We start from the raw sequence: 896 nt of genomic DNA, 5'->3' as shown, positions 1-896 counted from the left end.
TTTGCCGCGATCGAGCAGGAAAACCGCCGCCAGGAAGATCACATCGAGCTGATCGCGTCGGAAAACTACACGAGCCCGGCGGTGATGGCCGCACAGGGTTCGCAACTCACGAACAAGTACGCGGAAGGGTATCCGGGCAAGCGCTACTACGGCGGCTGCGAATACGTGGATGTGGTCGAGCAGCTGGCGATCGACCGGGTGAAGCAACTGTTCGGCGCGGAAGCCGCGAACGTGCAGCCGAACTCGGGTTCGCAGGCGAACCAGGGCGTGTTCTTCGCGATGCTCAAGCCGGGCGACACGATCATGGGCATGAGCCTCGCGCACGGCGGCCACCTGACGCACGGCTCGCCGGTGAACATGTCGGGCAAGTGGTTCAACGTGGTGAGCTACGGCCTGAACGAAAACGAAGACATCGACTACGAAGCGGCCGAGAAGCTCGCGCAGGAACACAAGCCGAAGCTGATCGTCGCGGGCGCGTCGGCGTTCTCGCTGAAGATCGATTTCGAACGCCTGGCGAAGATCGCGAAGTCGGTCGGCGCATACCTGATGGTCGACATGGCCCACTACGCGGGCCTGATCGCGGCAGGCGTGTACCCGAACCCGGTGCCGCACGCGGATTTCGTGACGACGACGACGCACAAGAGCCTGCGCGGCCCGCGCGGCGGCGTGATCCTGATGAAGGCGGAGTACGAGAAGCCGATCAACTCGGCGATCTTCCCGGGGATCCAGGGCGGCCCGCTGATGCACGTGATCGCGGGCAAGGCGGTGGCGTTCAAGGAAGCGCTGTCGCCGGAGTTCAAGGCGTACCAGGAGAAGGTGGTCGAGAACGCACGCGTGCTGGCCGAGACGCTGGTGAAGCGTGGCCTGCGGATCGTGTCGGGCCGCACGGAAAGCCA

1 protein-coding gene is annotated in these 896 nt (G+C 64.5%); it reads left to right on the top strand.

Translation table 11 applies throughout. The features are described 5' to 3' along the window. Positions 1-9: 9 nt before the first annotated feature. Positions 10-896: serine hydroxymethyltransferase (gene glyA, locus C5O79_RS37875; protein WP_240687939.1), on the top strand; the 887-nt coding region annotated here is incomplete at its 3' end.

The organism is Burkholderia sp. SRS-25 (assembly GCF_004343765.1).
Lineage (GTDB): Bacteria > Pseudomonadota > Gammaproteobacteria > Burkholderiales > Burkholderiaceae > Burkholderia > Burkholderia contaminans.
The sequence above is the reverse complement of the archived record's forward strand: the minus strand, read 5'-3'. Positions and strand labels throughout refer to the sequence as shown.